This is a genomic window from Halovulum marinum (assembly GCF_009697225.1).
Lineage (GTDB): Bacteria > Pseudomonadota > Alphaproteobacteria > Rhodobacterales > Rhodobacteraceae > Halovulum > Halovulum marinum.
Genome location: NZ_WIND01000024.1, coordinates 1 through 15,327, shown reverse-complemented (window position 1 = coordinate 15,327; position 15,327 = coordinate 1). Strand labels below are relative to the sequence as shown.

Genomic DNA, 15,327 nt, shown 5'->3' with positions numbered 1-15,327 from the left:
TCGTTACTGCACGCTGTCGGATTCACGCATGGGCGCGGATTCTATCGGAATGATGGCCGCGCGCCGCGGCGGGGGAAGGGTTTTCAAGGCCCGCACCACCCGTCGCCGCAGGCGTTCGTAGCGCCGGTCGACCAGCAGGTAGAGCGCCAGCGCCAGCACCGGGGCGCCGACCAGCACCACCAGCTTTTCCGGATCGCTCAGGTCCCGGCCCACCAGCTCGCGCCCGGCGATGATCATCGGGAAATGCACCAGGTAGATCGCGTAGGACAGGTTGCCCATGTGCCGGTCGACCGGCCCGCTGGGCTGGTGCACGTTCCAGGCCACGAACGGCAGCAGCGTGATCGCCCAGAGCAGCGCGAACAGCTTGTTGTGGTTGGGGTTGTCGGTGCCGTAGATCAGCAGCTGGCGCGCCTCGGGCGTCAGGTACACCACCACCGCGGCCAGGACGAACGCCCCCACCGACAGCAGCGCCAGCCGCGACGAGGCCCGCAGGCGCAGCAGGTGGATCGCCGCGCCGGCGACGAACAGCGGCAGGTACACCGTCACCAGCGTGATCCCGGTGCGGTAGAGCAGCACCCAGCTGAACGCCGACAGCAGCAGCGTCGCCAGCGCCAGAAGCCCCCAGCCGGCGCCGTCGCGCAGCCGCGCCGCCACCGCCCACAGCAGCGGCAGCAGGGCATAGAACTGCAGCTCGATGTCCAGCGACCAGGCGATGCCGATGATGTCGCGGTCATGGGTCGCCACGCCCAGGATCGGCAGCGCCGCCCAGGTCGCCGGATCGTAGCGCCCGAGCCCCCACAGCACCGCCATCGCGGCCAGGAACACGGTCACGTAGAGCAGCCAGACCCGCAGGAAGCGCGAGACGTAGAACGTCGTCAGAGGCCGCGGCATGTGCCGGTAGCTCTCGTCGAACATCCGCATCACCCAGTAGCCGCTGAGCGTGAAGAACACCATCACCGCGAGGCTGCCGATCTCGAACCGCGACAGGTGCTCGACCAGCACCATCATCGCCAGCCCCAGCCGCACCAGCCCCGGTCCCAGCAGCGCCGGCATCACGCGCTTTCCCCGGCCAGGGGGCGCGCGGCCCGGCCGCGCACCACGCGCTGGCGCAGCGCCTCCAGCGGGCGGCCCAGCACCAGGTGCAGGACCAGCGCGGCGGCCAGCACGGCGGCGACCAGCGCCAGCTTCTCGGGGGCGCTGTAGTCGCGGCCCAGCAGCGCCCGGCCGGTGACGATCACCGGGTAGTGCAGCAGGAACACCGGATAGGCGATCTCGCCCAGCAGCCGGTCGGCCGCGCCCGAGGGGCGGCGCACGCTCCACAGCAGCGCCGGCACCAGCGGCAGCACCCAGACCAGCGCGAACAGCTTGTCGCCGCCGAAACTGCCCGAGCCGCCGATCACGAAGCCGCGCCAGTCGGGCAGGACCAGCGCCGCGCCCGCCACCAGCACGAAGCCGGCGCCCGCGGCCAGCGCGCCCCACAGCGGCACCCGCCAGCCGCGCGCATGCGCCGCCCAGCCCAGGGCGAACAGCGGCAGGAACGCCGGCAGCAGCACCAGGCCGGTGGCGAGGATCAGCGCCCAGCCCGCGGCGGCGGCCGCCAGCACCCACAGCGCCGCCCCGGCCGGCCCGGTGCGTCCGGCCAGCGCCCACAGCAGCGGCAGCAGCAGGTAGAACTGCAGCAGGATGTCCAGCGACCAGGCGATGCCGATCCGGTCCAGCCCGTGGCTGGCCAGCCCCAGGATCGGCAGCCCGGCCCAGGTCGCCGGATCGTAGCGCCCCGCGACCTGCGCCAGCACCAGGGTCGTGCCCAGGAACACCACCGCATAGAGCGGCCACAGCCGCAGGATGCGCGACAGCCAGAAGGTCGCCTCGGGGCGCGGCAGCTGGCGGTAGCGCAGATCCCACGACCGCGCCACCCAGTAGCCGCTGAGCACGAAGACGGCCATGAACGCCGGCCCGCCGATGCGCAGCCCGGAGATGTGTTCGGCGACGATCATCAGCGCCAGGATCAGCCGGACGGCGCCCGGGCCGGGCAGCAGGTCAGCCATGCTCGTTCCCCTTCGGATTTCGCTGCGCATCATGGTGCGCCTTTCCGCCGGCCGGGCAAGCCCGCCCCCCTTCCCGCGCCGGCCTCATGCCGCCGGCCTCAGGTGGTCGGCCAGGCGCAGCGCCAGCTGCACGATGGTCAGCGTCGGATTGGCGTAGCCCGACGAGGGGAACACCGAACTGCCGCCGACGTAGAGGTTGGCGACCCCGTGCACCTTCAGGTCCGGATCGACCACGCCCGCGGCCGGGTCGGCGCTCATCCGGGTGCCGCCCATGTGGTGGTAGCTGGCGATCACCTCGTCGTCGGGGAACGGCAGGCTGTCGTCGACGATCCAGTCGAACGGCTTCACCCGGCCGATGTCCTGCTCGGCGAAGGCCCGGGCCAGGGCCAGGGTCGATGCGGCGATGGTGCGCCGCTCGGACGGGTTGTTGCGCCAGTGCAGCGCGACCTGCGGAATCCCCAGCCGGTCGGGCGTATCGCCCAGCACCACCCGGTTGTCCGGGTCCGGCACCTGCTCCCACTGGCAGCGGACCCGGGCGGCGCAGACCAGCTTCTTGTCGATCCCGTCCAGCAGCCGCTGGCCCAGCGGCGGCGCGATGCACAGGATGTCGGCGGCCAGGCGCTTGGCCTTGGTATAGGATTCCTCGTTGATCTCGAAGACCACGTTCGGCAGCGCGTTGTCTTGCTGGTAGCTGCCCGACAGGGTGAAATGCGTCGGCCGCTCGACGAACAGCCCGGCCTGGTCGGCCAGCAGCACCGTCTCGCCCACGGAATCGTTCGGGTGCTCCATCCAGTAGCGGCCGATGAGATCGTGATCGGGCAGCAGCGCGCGGCCGTTCTGCTCGTTGATCCACAGCAGCAGGCGGGAATTCTCGATGCCGCCCAGGCAGACCACGAAGCGCTCGGCCTCGACGCGCCAGCGCACCCGGCCCTCGGCGCCGCCGGGGCCGCGCTCGGTCACGATTTCGGCGGCGCGGATCCGGGTCTCGCCGGCGCCGGCGTCGGGCTCCATGCCGACCAGCGCGCTGTTCAGGCAGACCCGCAGCCGGTCCGAGCTTTCGCAGTAGTCCCGGTACTTGTCGCCGAAGCGCACCGGCGGGCTGTAGTTGTACATGGTGCGCACCAGGTCGGGACCGGCCTCGCGCTCGGGGAACTCGCCGGGGATCTCGAGGATCTCGGCGGCCGCCGCCAGATAGGGCTGCAGCGCCTCGACGCCGATCGGCCAGCGGGTGCCGGGATGGCCCGGGATCCCGGCCAGGTCATGGGCGTCCAGCGGCCGGCAATAGCCGCCCCAGTGCCCCGAGGTGCCGCCGAAGACCCGCAGCCGGCAGTCCTCGAGCAGGAAATAGCGGTCGCCCTCGACCCGGCCCTGGTACAGCTCCTGCGATTCGAATTCCCACTCGGCGCCGCCGGCCTCGACCAGCAGCACGTCCTCGCCGCGCTCGGCCAGGGTGTACGCCAGCGTCAGCCCCGCCGGGCCCGAGCCGAACACGCAGGTCCGGGCGCGCTCGACATGGCCGTCGGCGAAGGTCTCGGCGGCGACGAACATCTACAGGTCCCGCTCGTGCAGCACCCAGCCCGAGCGGTGGCGGACCACCCGGCCCCACAGGCCGCGCCCGCCCAGCAGGGCCAGCGCCGCCGCGCCGGTCAGGACGCTGCGGCGTCCCGGCCGCCAGAAGCCCGTCCGGACCCCGGTCTTTCCCGTCGCGCGCATGTCTCGCTCCTTCCGTTCCGGTCTCATGCCGTGGCCGCCTTGTGGTTCTGCCCCGATCCGGCCGCTTCGTCCCCGGCCTCGACTTGGGCGGCGCGCGCCTCCAGCGCGGCGCGGCGCGCCTGCATCTTCGGCGACGGCTCCAGCCCGGCCAGTTCCAGCACCCGGTCCCAGCGGTGCAGGTGATCGTGGCGGCGCAGCGCGTTCGCCACGTTCGCGCGGCGCGCCGCGGCGATGCGTTCGGGCTGGCGCTCCAGCTCCTCGATGACGGCGCCGATGTCGGGACAGTCGTAGGGGATCCGGATCACCGCGTCGGGCCAGCCCAGGTGTTCGCGGAAGGCCGGGTTGTCGACCCGGTCGCCCAGCAGGATCGCGCCCGCGGCGGTGCCTTCCAGGTAGCGCAGGCCGAACTCCTCCTGCGCGCCGCGCTCGTCCGCCCGCAGCACCTTGGCCTGGTGCGCGAAGAAATACTTCGTCCGCTTCAGCGTCGCGCCATAGTTCCGCCGGTGCGCGACGTGCGAGTCCACCGTGCGCCGGCCCCTGGTGGTGTCGTGCAGGTAGAACCGGCCCGTCGCCTCGGCATGGGCCACCATCGCGGCGTGCGTGGTCCGCGAGATGCCGCCGATGTTGTAGGCGTCGATCACCCGCGCCGGCGGCTCCGGCCAGGGGCAGAACCCCAGCGCGTCGATCCCCCAGGGCAGATAGCTGACCGGCACGTCCAGGCGCTGCCGCAGCGGCCCGGTGGAGTGGTGGAACGGGCAGATCACATGGTCGAAGGCGTTCAGCACCTCGAGCAGCCGGCCGTTGCGCGGGATGTCGGCGGCCCAGAGTTCCTGCAGCCAGCAGATCGCGACCCGCGACCGCCGGCGCCAGTCCTTCACCGCCGCCAGCGCCGACAGGTCCGACAGCTGGGCTGCCGAGAGGAACAGAAGCTCCACGTCCCGGTCCAGCGCCGGCACCTGCAGCCCCGGCGACAGCCGCCGCGCCAGCGGTGTCCGGCGCGACAGCCAGCGGTGCAGGCCCAGCCGCTGCGGCGACCATCCGGCATGGCGCGGCGTCAGGATCCGGGCATCGTCCAGGTCGCGGGCGATGACGTCCTCGAACTCGTACCCGCCCGCGCGCGCGACATGCGCCTCCATCTCGCGCAGAGACAGGACGCAGATCCGTGGCGGGGCGTCCCCCGCCAGATCATCTTTGGCTTGCATGTCCCCAATGCCCTTTTGCCGGCACGATTTCCCGGACGAAACGCCCGGCCACCCCGCATTGCAGCATATTCAAGGCAGGCTGCGAGTCCAGCCGGAACCCCCGGCAATCTGTGACGATTTGCGCGCCGGGACGGCCACTCGCGTTTCGCGCGCGAAACGTTTGGCGCTTCAACCGCCCGGGCCGCCCCCGGGCCGCCCCCGGGCCGCCCCCGGGCCGGGTGTCAGCGCGTCCAGCGCTCGACCAGGTCCAGGATCGCCCGGTGCAATGCAGCATCCACGCGCGGGCCGGTGACGGTGACCTGCATGGCGGGGCCCTTGCGTTTCGCGCCCACGGTGATGCCGGGGACGGTTTCGGGGGCGGTCTCGGGGGCGGGGTCGGGCTGCGATGCCGCTTTCGGCGCGGTCAGCGCCTGTTCGATCGCCCGCTGCTCGGCCTCGGGGGTCTCGGCCGCCGCCTGTTCCAGCGCCTTTCGCAGCGCCCTGGCGGCGGCCCTGTCGTCGGAGATCTCTTTCGCGAGGCGCAGGCCCAGCCGCTCTCCCAGCGCGTGCGGGAAGCGCAGCTGCGCGTCCAGCGCCCGGTAGACCGCGAGGAAACTGCCGATCTTGGAGCGTTTCGCGCGCGAAACATTCCCGAACAGCGCCCTGAGCGCGGCGCGCTCGCTTTCGAACACGCCGCGGTCGGCGGACAGCGCCACGATCCGGGCACGCTCGTAATGCGACAGGCCGAGGCGGATCTCGTTCTCCTCGACCATGGCGACATAGGCGTCGCCCGCGGTTTCCGGCGTGCGCACCAGCGCGCGGACCGATGCGAAACGGTCGTCGCCGGTCTGCTCGTGCAGCGCCGCCAGCGCCGTCAGCCGGCGCCAGCCCGAGATCAGCCCGTAGCGCCCGTCCGTCAGCGGCGTGACCTCGATCGGGGTGCGCTGGCCGTGGGCGCGCAGGCTTTCGCGCAGCGCCTGCATGTCCTCGTCGTCGGCGCGGGGCAGGCGGTCGCGGTCCAGGTGGTCGGCCCGCACGTCCCGAAGCGGGATCCCGATCACCATCCGGCCCTCGGCGCGGGCGCGGGCCATGTCGTCGGTCAGCGCCTCCAGCGCGGCGGTGGCCGAGGCCTCGCCCGCGACCTGCGCGATCGGCGCGCGCGAGACCTGGGTGGCGAGGCCGAAGGCCTTGGTTTCCAGCCCGGCGCCGGGTTGGGCGCCCGGCGGGGCATCGGCGGGAGTCCGGACGGGAGTCTGAACGGGGGTCAGGCGGCGGCGGGCCATCAGGACGCCTCCTCTTTCAATTGCTGCGGCTCGTGCTGGCGCGCCGCGTCCCGGGCCAGTTCGTCCCGGCGCCAGGCGCCGATCAGCAGGCGCTTGAAGGCGGCATAGGTGGCGTCGAAGGCGGCGCGCCCCCTAGCATACGTATCGCGGTTAAAATCCCGGTAATCCGCCTCGTAGATCCCGTTCACCTGTTCCCCGGCCTGGCCCACCAGCGCGGTGAAGTCCTGCCGCACCGGGCTGAGCACCGGGCCGAGATAGGCCTGCATCAGCCCCGCCATCTCGGCCTGCTGGTTTGCGTCGAAGCGGGTGACCACGGCGCGCACCGCGTCCCATTCGAAGCGCAGGCCGGGGCGGCCGAGCGCGCGCGCGGCGGCGTTCTCGCCCTCCTCGATCGAGGCGAAGGTGGCGTGCAGCATGTCGAAGAACCGGCCCGTCGAGTCGAACTCCAGGAACGACGCGCCCAGCGGCACCAGCAATATGTCCGCCGTCGCCAGCCCGTTGATCGTGAGGTACCCAAGCGCCGGCGGGGTATCGAGCACGATCAGATCGTATCGCTCCAGCAGCCCGTCGGCCTCGAGCCCGTTCGACAGCGCGTCCCACAGTTTCCAGCCGCGCAGGCCGGTGCGCCAGACCGGGATCTGGAACTCGGCCCAGTACAGGTTCAGCTGCGCGCCGATCAGGTCGATGTTCGGCCAGTGCGTGGACTGGATCAGGTCGGCGGCGCTGGTGTCGAGCGCGGTCTGCAGCGTGTCGTCGAAGGGCAGGGGGGTCTCGCCCCGGTCGGCGCGGCGGCGGTTCTCGGCCTGCAGGCTTTGCGCGTAGTCGCGGGCCAGCAGCGGGAACACCGTCTGCCATTCGTCCGCCACCTGGCCGCCGAAGATCGAGGTGATCGAGCCCTGGCTGTCCAGGTCGATCACCAGCACCCGGTAGCCGTCCAGCGCCGCCGACATCGCCAGGTGCGCCGCGGTCGAGGTCTTGCCGACGCCGCCCTTGAAGTTGGCGACCGCGACGGTCTTGGCCGGCAGCCCCTTCGGCCGGTACGGGCGGTATTCCTTGGCGCGGCTGCCAAGGTCGGCGAAATGGCCGCGCAGGCGCAGCACCTCGTCGAGGGTGAACCACTTGGCGCCGCCCTCGGTCTCGGACCGGCCCTGGGGCAGGTCCGGGTTGGCGCGCAGCACCCGGCGGAAATGCGCGGGCGCGACCGGGATCAGGTAGCGGGTGATCTCCCATGTCGAGAACAGCCGCAGCGTCTTGCGCCCCTCGGGGGACTGGCCGCGGCGGACCAGGTCCTCGCGCCCCGACAGCGAGCGGCTGGCGGTGTCGGCGAAGCCGTCGGTGCCGACCGGTGCGCCCAGTTCGCGCAACGCCTGGTCGGGGTCGATATTGAAGTACGGGGGCCTCTGGCCGGCCTCGGGATCCTGCATCGAAAAACGCCTCATGTGCCCTGTTTTGCGCAATGTACCACAAAACGCGGCACATGTAAGCAAAAGCGGCATCCGATTCGATTTTCTCAGGGAAATCCGGGGTTTCCCGGGGCGATTCCGGGGGCAGGTGGGGCGCGGCGGCCACAGCCTGCAAGCCCCGGTGTGTTATTGGGTGTTATATATAGTGTTACGGGTTTCGCGGCCTTGCGCCACCCCCTTGGTTTCGCCGGGAAAAAACCGGCGCCCGCCGGCGCAGGCGATTCCGGAACCACGATGATGCGACTCCGAACCCACGCAGCCGCGATTCCAAACCCACGTCTCGGGTTCGCCTTGCCGCTGGACGGGGCGGGGGACCGTCCCTAGGCTGGCGTAAACGAAACCACGATAAGAAACGCCCGATAGACAGGCCCGATGAACAGGCCCGATGAACGAACAGGGTGAGGCAGAGCAGTCATGGCCCCGGCACTTCTTCCGGACCGGCATCCGACCGGCGACTTCTTCGTCTGCGACGTGCTGGACGCGATCCCCAAGGACGACCTGGCGTCGATGGAGCATCCGGTGTTCTCGCTGTCCACCCGGCCCGACCGGCGGGTGCTGTCCTACGCGCACGCCGGCGCCAGCATCGAGATCACGCCCTCGGTCAAGGGGCTGGCGACGATCCACGACAAGGACGTGCTGATCTACTGCGTCAGCCAGCTGATGGCCGCGATCAACGCCGAGCGTCCGGTCAGCCGCCGCCTGGTGCTGACCGCGCGCGACCTGCTGGTGGCGACCAACCGCGAGACCAGCGGCGACGGCTATCGCCGGCTGCGCGAGGCGCTGGAGCGGCTGTCGGGCACCCGGATCGTGACCACCATCGCCACCGGGGGCCTCGAGACCACCCGCGGCTTCGGGCTGATCGACAGCTGGGAGATCGTGCGGCGGACAAGGGCGGGCCGCATGGTCTCGGCCGAGGTGGTGCTGTCGGAATGGCTGTACCGGGCGGTGCTGGCGAAATCGGTGCTGACGCTGAGCCGCGACTATTTCCGCCTGCGCAAGCCGCTGGAGCGCCGGGTCTACGAGATCGCCCGCAAGCATTGCGGCCGGCAGCGCGAATGGACCATCGGCCTCGCCACGCTGCTGACCAAGTCCGGCTCGACCTCGCCGCTCAGGGTGTTCCGCAAGATGATCCGCGACATCGCCGCCGCCGACCTGCTGCCCGACTACACGCTGAGCGTGGAGCCGGGCGATCTGGTGCGGGTGTGCGCGCGCGCCCGGATGACGGCGGCGGGGGCAGGGGCGGCGGGGGCAGGGGCGGCGGAGCTGCCCCCGCTCGGCGCGCAGGCCCACGAGCGCGCGCGCGCCGCGGCGCCCGGCTTCGACGTCTACGCGCTCGAGGCCGACTGGCGCGCCTGGTGGGCGGCCTCGGGCCGGCCGCGGCTGCACGCGCCGGACGCGGCCTTCGTGGCCTTCTGCCGGACCCGGGCGGGGCGGCAGTGACGAAACCGCGCCGAAACCGCGCCGAAACTGCGGCCCGAGGCGCGAGGAAATCTCGCGCGCCGCGGCGGGGGATGCTATGACCCGCCGGATGGCCGGTTGGGGAACCGGCCTGTCGGGGGCAGGGGATCGATCGCCATGAGCGTCCGCCGCGGGCTTCTCTACAGCTTCGGCCAGACCGGTGGCCAGTTCTTCATCCAGTTCTTCTCGGCGATCGTCATCGCCCGGCTGCTGCCGCCGGCCGAGCTGGGCGTGGCCGCGGTGGCGCTGGCGGCGATCGCGATCCTGGAATCGCTGCGCGAGTTCGGCGTCCGGCGCTACCTGATCAAGGAACCGGAGCTGACCGACGACAAGATCCGCACCGTGTTCGGCATCGCCCTGCTGGTCAGCTGGGCGATGGCGGCGGCGATCTTCTTCAGCCGCCACGCGATCGCCGGCTTCTACGACGAGCCGCGGCTGGCGCCGATCTTCGCGCTGCTGGCGGTCAGCTTCCTGATCCTGCCCATCGGCCTGCCGGCGGGCGGGCTGCTGCGCCGCGACCGGCGCTACCGGGAACTGTCGGTGATCGTGCTGGCGGCGACGCTGGCCAATACCGTGGTCTCGATCCTGTTCGCCTGGGCCGGCCACGGCCCGATCTCGCTGGCGTGGGGGGCGGTGGCGCAGTCGGCGGTGCTGGTGGTGATGACGCTGGCCTACCGGCGCGACCACATCCGGCTGCGCCCGTCGCTGAAGGAATGGCGCGCGATCGCCGGCTTCGGCGGGCTGTCCTCGCTCGAGGCGGTGATTTCCACCCTGGGCTCGCAGCTGCCGCAGGTGCTGATGGGCAAGGTCTTCGCCTTCGCCGCCGTCGGCTACTACGTGCGCAGCTACCGGCTGGCGATCATGGTGCAGCGGCTGTTCCTGAGCTCGGTCAACTGGGTCACCGGCACCGAGCTGGGCGCCAAGCACCGCGTCGGCGCGGACATGCGGCCGATGCTGATGAAGGCCACCGCCTACACGCTGATCATCGCCTGGCCGGCGCTGCTGTTCATGGCGATCGAGGCGCGGCCGATCATCGAGCTGCTGTTCGGCGAGGCCTGGGCCCCGGCCGCGCCGGTGCTGCAGGCGCTGTGCGTGGCGCAGCTTCTGCAGGTCGTCATGGGCCAGGCGATCGCGGTCTACATCGCCACCGGCGACGTCAAGCTGAAGCTGCGCAACGAGGTGATCCTGCAGAGCATCGCGCTGGCGCTGCTGCTGGTCGGGCTGTCGTATTCGGTGCTGGTGGTGGCCTGGCTGCGGGTCGGCTTCGGGCTGGCGCATGTGGTGGTGCACATGACCGCGCTGCGCCGCTATGTCGGGCTGGATTACCGGGCGCTGGGGGCCGCCGTCGCCCAGCCGGCGGCGATCGCGGCGCTGTTCGCCGTGGCGCTGATCGGGCTGCGGCTGGCGCTGCCCGAGCCGTGGCGCGATCACCCGCTGTCGGTGTTCCCGCTGGCGGCGGTGATGGCCGGGGTCTATGCGCTGCTGCTGCTGGCGGTCCGCCACCCGCTGCTGGCCGAGGTGACCCGCCTGGCGCGGCGCCGCCCCGTCTGAGCGGTCCGTCCGGGCGGTCCGTCTGAACGCCCCGTCCGGCGGTCCGTGTCGGCGGTCCGTGGCGGCGGCTCAGAACCCCCAGCGGGCGACGTCGACCCCCCAGCCGTCGTGCAGCCGGGCCATGTCGGGGGCCAGGGTCTCGGCGACGGCCGCGCGCTCGGCCGGGGTCAGCCGCGCCGGCTGCGGCCGGGTCGCCTCGAGCACCCGGCGCACCGGCGCCTTCATCCCCGCGGGCAGGCGCGACAGGAACGGCGCGGCGCGGCGCAGCGCGCGCTCGGGCGCCGATTTCGGCCGCCGGGTGACGTTGCGCGCCGAGCTGTCGGCGATCGTGTGCATCGGCGCGATGTCCAGGAAGGCGCAGACCCGGTTGACGGTGACCAGCGGGGTCCGGATCAGCTCGTCGTAGTCCACGATCAGCAGCGCGTCGCGGCCGAACAGCCCGGTCCAGGCCCGGGCATGGGCGAAATAGTTCGAGGTCTGCACCAGGTCGGGATGGGTGATCGGCAACCGCCAGTCGGGATGGCGGCGCATGAAGTTGTAGTGCGACTCGATCCGCGCGAACGGATCGCGCACCGCATAGACCAGCCGCGGCCGCAGGCCGTGCGCCGCCACCCGGCCGGGCGCCTCCGGCTCCTCGTGCTTGGTGTAGCCGGTCGAGGCCTCCATCGCCCAGGCGTGGCGGTCGGGGTCGAAGTCCCACAGCTCGGCGTAGGCGGCGATCCGGTTGCGGGTGTCGTGCACCCGGACCTGGTTCGAGAAATACTCCGGCTCCTTCACCGCGGCGGGGCAGATCGCCGGGTGTTCGGCCAGATAGCTGAACAGCGATGTGGTGGCGCATTTCATCGCGCCGATGATCAGCAGATACTGATCGTTGCCGATCTCGGACCCGGTACCGGACATCTGGGCTCTCCGCAGGGCAGGGGTCCGTCCTGCTTGGCCGAGCGCCGGGCGCTTTTCAAGGCGCAAGGCCCCCGGGAGCGTGCGGAAAATCGCCCGGCCGGGGGCAAAACCGCTTGGCGCGGGCGCGGGCCGGCTGCCATAACGGTCCCCGGGGGCGGCCCGGATCCGGCGCCGCGAGGGGGCAGCACGCAGGAGACCTGCATGACAGCATCCGCCGGGGCGCCGACGGTTTCCGTGATCCTGCCGGTCTACAACCGGATGCACGCGCTGGAGGATTCGATCCGCAGCGTCCTGGCCCAGAGCTATGCCGACCTGGAGCTGATCGTCGTCGACGACGCCTCGACCGAGGACCTGTCCCGGGTGATCGGCCGCATCGACGACCCCCGGCTGCGCTATGTGCGGCTGGAGGTGAACGGCGGCGCCTCGGCGGCGCGCAACGCCGGCCTGGCCGAGGCCCGCGGCGACTTCATCGCCTTCCAGGACAGCGACGATCTGTGGCTGCCGCGCAAGCTGGAACAGCAGATGCGGGTGCTGGAGCAGCGCCCCGAGATCGACGTGGTGACCAACGCCAAGGTGCTGTACGGCGGCGGGCCGGACGGCAGCTACGGCATCGACAAGGTGTCGCTGCGTCCGCCCCCGGACGGCCGGCTGCGCGAGGACGAGGACCAGGTGGCGAAATTCCTGGTCGAGAACCGCATCAGCCTGCAGAACGCGCTGTTCCGGCGGAACTGCTATCCGGAACCGGTCTGGTTCGACGCGCGGGTGCGCTCGAACGCCGACTGGGCCTTCACCTCGTCGCTGGCCCAGCACGCCCGGATCCTGGAACTGCCCGAGCCGGTGGTGATGGCGTTCTCGTCCACGGATTCGATCTCGAAGAACAAGCGGGCCAAGGCGATCGGGCTGGTGCGCATCATGCGCCGCAACCGGGCGCTCTATGACCGCTATCCGCGGGAATACGCGCTCAACCTCTGGCGGCTGGGCCGCGCGCTGATCAACGCCGGCAAGCGGCGCACCGGCTGGCGCTTCTGCCGGGCGGCGTTGCGCCACCATCCGCCGCTGGCGGGCCGGCTCCTGGGCGAGAAGCTCAGCCGCAAGCCGCGCCTGTGAGGGCTCAGGCCCCGGCCCAGCGGCGCAGCCTGCGCCGCACCCGGGCCGCCAGGCGGCGGTCCGGCCGGGCGCTGCGGGCGCGGGCGGCGGCGGCCTCGGCCACGGTCCGCGGGTCGAGCGCGGGCGGCGCGGCGACCGGATCGGGGCGGTCGGGCCGATAGCCCAGCCGGCGGAAGTCCTCGGCGTAGATCTCGGCCGCCAGCGCGGCCGCGGCCGGATCCGGCGCCGCCTTGCCGGCGCCGCGGCGGTTGGTGTGGCCGATCGCGCGCGGCCCGCCGGTGGTGCCGGTCAGCCGGTCCAGATAGGGCACGAGGGCGTCCACCCCGTGCTCCAGGTGGAACAGCGTGCAGCCGGGGGGCAGGAAGTCGGTCTGCGGCCGGAAGTGGTTGTCGATGGCGAACGGGTCCCGCGCCTGCCGGGCGCGCATCTCCTGCAGCCAGTCGCCGAAGCCGATCCCCGCCGGCGCGGTCTTCTCGACCTCGACCTGGAAATGATAGGCGCTGACCGCGCGGCTCAGCGGATGGCGCACCACCGCGAAGGCGCCGTCGAAGAAATCCGGCCCGAACAGCCGCTCGACCGTCGCCCAGTCGGCGTGCTGGGGCGAGGTCCGGGTCCAGCGCTCCGCCTCGGGGCGCCGGAGGAAGCGGTTGTCGACGAAGCCCGGGCGCCCGAACCGGTCGCGCAGGTAGTCCTCGACCGAGGAGCCGGCGCATTTCGGCACATGGGCGAAGAAATAGATGCCCGTTCCCGCCCTGAAAAACGGCATTTTACGCTCTGCCCCCGCTCCTGCCCCCGCTCCTGCGCACGCGCGGCACTCTAGCAGCGCCACCGCCGGCACCGGAAGTGCGAATGCGCATGTGCTTGGAGCGTGCCGCGCCCTATGTCTACTATGGGACGGGGCGAAGGACGGTCGGGTACGGAATGGGTGCAGGTCACATGCAGGCGGCTGCGGAACCCCGGGCGCACGGCCCGGCCGCGCGCGGCGCACAGCGGCAGGGCCTGTCCCTGATGATCGTCCTGTTCCTGGTCGGCCTGATCATCCCGTCGATCATCCAGCTGGGCCCGCTGCGGCTGTCGGTCTACCGGGTGGTGCTTCTGCTGGTCACCGTGCCCTGCCTGTTCATGTGGCTCAGCGGCAAGGCCGGGCGGATGCGGATCCCCGATTTCGCGATCCTGCTGCTGTGGTTCTGGAGCGCGCTCAGCTTCACCGTCCACCACGGCGTCGGCCCGATGATCGAGCGCAACGGGATCTTCTTTCTCGAGACGGTGGGCACCTACTTCCTGGCGCGCTGCTACATCCGCACCGCGGCGGACTTCCATGCCATGGTGCGCGTGTTCTACTGGACCGTCATCGTCATGCTGCCCTTCGCGCTCTACGAGACGCTGACCGGGCACGCGCTGCTGCTGTCCATCTTCGGCCTGTTCTCCGAAACCCTGACGGCGAACGCGATGGAGCCCCGCATGGGCCTGTACCGGGTGCAGGGGCCGTTCGATCACCAGATCCTGTTCGGCGTCTACAGCGGCAGCATGCTGGCCATGGTGCACATGGTGCTGGGCTACGGAGAACCGGTGGGGCGCCGGGCCCTGCGCACGGGCAGCGTCATGTTCACGGCGTTCTTCGCGCTGTCCTCCGGACCGCTGACGGCGCAGGTGGTGCAGATCATGCTGATGGGCTGGAACTGGATGTTCCGCAGCGTCGCCGCCCGGTGGAAGATCCTGGCCGGCCTGTCGGCGGGCGGCATCGGTCTGATCGAGGCGGTGGCGAACCGCTCCACCCCCGAGATCCTGATCTCCTATTTCGCGTTCAACACCTGGACGGCGATGAACCGCATCCGGATCTGGGAATACGGATCGGCCAACGTGATCGACAACCCGCTGTTCGGCCTCGGCCTGAATGACTGGGTGCGGCCGTACTGGATGCTGCCGAGCGTGGACATGTTCTGGCTGCTGCCGGCGATGCGCAACGGGATCCCGGCCGTCATCTTCCTGGCCGTCGCGGTGCTCGGCATCTTCCTGGCGGCGGCGTTCCGCAAGGGGCTGGACGCGCGGGTCGCCAGTTACCGCACCGCCTACCTGATCTCGCTGATGGGCATGATCATGGCCGGGTGGACGGTGCACTACTGGAATTCGACCTATGTGCTGCTGATCTTCATGATCGGCGCCGGCGCCTGGTTCGCGGACGCCCCGCAAGAGCCCGACGCGCCGCCGCCGCAGGACCGGGACGGGTCCGCAGAGGCACCCGAAGACGCGCCCGAAGACGCACCCGAAGACGCACCGGAAGCAGGGGGCCGGCGGCGGCTGCCCTATGCCCGGCGTGCCCCGGTTCCGGGGCGGGGCGCGCGATGAGGGCCGGGATGAAGGCCGGGAGGAGGGCCGGGATGAAGGTCGGGATGAAGGCCGGGAGGATCCTGCGCGCCGCCACCCTGGCGCTGGCCTGCGCGCTGGCCGCCGGCATCGCCGCCGCCCGCGAACTGCGCGCCGGGCCCGGCACGCTCGCCGCCGCGCTGGCCTCGGCCTCCGGCGGCGACGAGATCCTGCTGGAGAGCGGCAACTACGGCGACCTGACGCTGACGCAGGACTTCTCGAGCGAGGTGACGATCCGCGCGATCGACCAGTACGGCGC

At 71.5% G+C, this 15,327-nt stretch carries 14 protein-coding genes; 5 read left to right on the top strand and 9 right to left on the bottom strand.

What is annotated here, in order from left to right:
• Positions 1 to 3 precede the first annotated feature (3 nt).
• From GE300_RS19255 to GE300_RS19225, 7 genes are all read right to left on the bottom strand, one after another.
• Positions 4 to 1,053 carry an acyltransferase family protein gene (locus tag GE300_RS19255; protein WP_154449139.1) on the bottom strand — a complete coding sequence of 350 codons (1,050 nt, stop codon included), beginning with the start codon at positions 1,051 to 1,053 and terminating at the stop codon, positions 4 to 6.
• On the bottom strand, positions 1,053 to 2,048 hold the full coding sequence (locus GE300_RS19250; protein ID WP_233417197.1) for an acyltransferase family protein: 996 nt from the start codon (positions 2,046 to 2,048) through the stop codon (positions 1,053 to 1,055). Before GE300_RS19250 ends, GE300_RS19255 begins: the two co-directional genes overlap by 1 nt.
• An 84-nt stretch (positions 2,049 to 2,132) precedes the next feature.
• Positions 2,133 to 3,596, bottom strand: a complete 1,464-nt coding sequence (locus GE300_RS19245) for a GMC oxidoreductase (protein WP_154449137.1) — start codon at positions 3,594 to 3,596, stop codon at positions 2,133 to 2,135.
• A complete protein-coding gene (locus tag GE300_RS19240) occupies positions 3,597 to 3,761 on the bottom strand; it encodes a hypothetical protein (protein WP_154449136.1) in 165 nt (54 codons plus the stop codon).
• 23 nt (positions 3,762 to 3,784) lie between these two features.
• Positions 3,785 to 4,963: a glycosyltransferase family protein gene (locus GE300_RS19235; protein WP_154449135.1), complete on the bottom strand. Its 1,179-nt coding sequence runs from the start codon at positions 4,961 to 4,963 to the stop codon at positions 3,785 to 3,787.
• Between the two features lie 221 nt (positions 4,964 to 5,184).
• Positions 5,185 to 6,225 carry a ParB/RepB/Spo0J family partition protein gene (locus tag GE300_RS19230; protein WP_154449134.1) on the bottom strand — a complete coding sequence of 347 codons (1,041 nt, stop codon included), beginning with the start codon at positions 6,223 to 6,225 and terminating at the stop codon, positions 5,185 to 5,187.
• The gene (locus GE300_RS19225) at positions 6,225 to 7,664 is read right to left on the bottom strand and encodes an AAA family ATPase (protein WP_154449133.1); all 1,440 of its coding nucleotides are present in this window, start codon (positions 7,662 to 7,664) and stop codon (positions 6,225 to 6,227) included. The genes GE300_RS19230 and GE300_RS19225 overlap by 1 nt, the downstream gene beginning before the upstream one ends.
• A 438-nt stretch (positions 7,665 to 8,102) precedes the next feature.
• Between GE300_RS19225 and GE300_RS19220 the strand changes: the two genes are divergently transcribed.
• Complete coding sequence (locus tag GE300_RS19220) at positions 8,103 to 9,128, top strand: replication initiator protein A (RefSeq protein WP_154449132.1); 1,026 nt, start codon at positions 8,103 to 8,105, stop codon at positions 9,126 to 9,128.
• A 135-nt stretch (positions 9,129 to 9,263) separates the two neighbouring features.
• Entirely contained in the window at positions 9,264 to 10,697 is a 1,434-nt protein-coding gene (locus GE300_RS19215) for an oligosaccharide flippase family protein (protein WP_154449130.1), read from the top strand.
• A gap of 69 nt (positions 10,698 to 10,766) precedes the next feature.
• Here the strand turns inward: GE300_RS19215 and GE300_RS19210 are convergent, their stop codons facing one another.
• A complete protein-coding gene (locus GE300_RS19210; RefSeq protein ID WP_154449128.1) occupies positions 10,767 to 11,597 on the bottom strand; it encodes a sulfotransferase domain-containing protein in 831 nt (276 codons plus the stop codon).
• 201 nt (positions 11,598 to 11,798) lie between these two features.
• Here GE300_RS19210 and GE300_RS19205 point away from each other — a divergent pair, with 201 nt between their 5' ends.
• A complete protein-coding gene (locus GE300_RS19205; protein ID WP_154449126.1) occupies positions 11,799 to 12,704 on the top strand; it encodes a glycosyltransferase family 2 protein in 906 nt (301 codons plus the stop codon).
• A 4-nt stretch (positions 12,705 to 12,708) separates the two neighbouring features.
• Here GE300_RS19205 and GE300_RS19200 read toward each other — a convergent pair whose 3' ends face one another.
• The gene (locus tag GE300_RS19200) at positions 12,709 to 13,470 is read right to left on the bottom strand and encodes a sulfotransferase family 2 domain-containing protein (protein ID WP_154449124.1); all 762 of its coding nucleotides are present in this window, start codon (positions 13,468 to 13,470) and stop codon (positions 12,709 to 12,711) included.
• 242 nt (positions 13,471 to 13,712) lie between these two features.
• On the opposite strand from GE300_RS19200, the gene GE300_RS19195 reads away from it, so the two are divergent.
• Positions 13,713 to 15,050: an O-antigen ligase family protein gene (locus GE300_RS19195; RefSeq protein ID WP_154449122.1), complete on the top strand. Its 1,338-nt coding sequence runs from the start codon at positions 13,713 to 13,715 to the stop codon at positions 15,048 to 15,050.
• Positions 15,051 to 15,082: 32 nt separating this feature from the next.
• A partial coding sequence (locus GE300_RS19190; RefSeq protein WP_154449120.1) for a hypothetical protein occupies positions 15,083 to 15,327 on the top strand: 245 nt, incomplete at its 3' end.